This window comes from Pseudomonas sp. PDM31 (genome assembly GCF_019218965.1).
Classification (GTDB): Bacteria; Pseudomonadota; Gammaproteobacteria; order Pseudomonadales; family Pseudomonadaceae; genus Aquipseudomonas.
On record NZ_JAHUWS010000048.1, the window covers coordinates 1 to 255 of the forward strand.

1 rRNA gene is annotated in these 255 nt (G+C 54.5%); it reads right to left on the reverse strand.

Annotated features, from left to right (window positions below):
- Nucleotides 1–255: ribosomal RNA gene (locus tag KW839_RS27400) — 23S ribosomal RNA — on the reverse strand; the annotation flags it as partial.

Sequence of the window (255 nt, forward strand, 5' to 3'; positions counted from 1 at the left end):
CCATCAATTAACCTTCCGGCACCGGGCAGGCGTCACACCCTATACGTCCACTTTCGTGTTTGCAGAGTGCTGTGTTTTTAATAAACAGTCGCAGCGGCCTGGTATCTTCGACCGGCGTGGGCTTACGTAGCAAGTACTTCACCCTCACCGGCGCACCTTCTCCCGAAGTTACGGTGCCATTTTGCCTAGTTCCTTCACCCGAGTTCTCTCAAGCGCCTTGGTATTCTCTACCCAACCACCTGTGTCGGTTTGGGG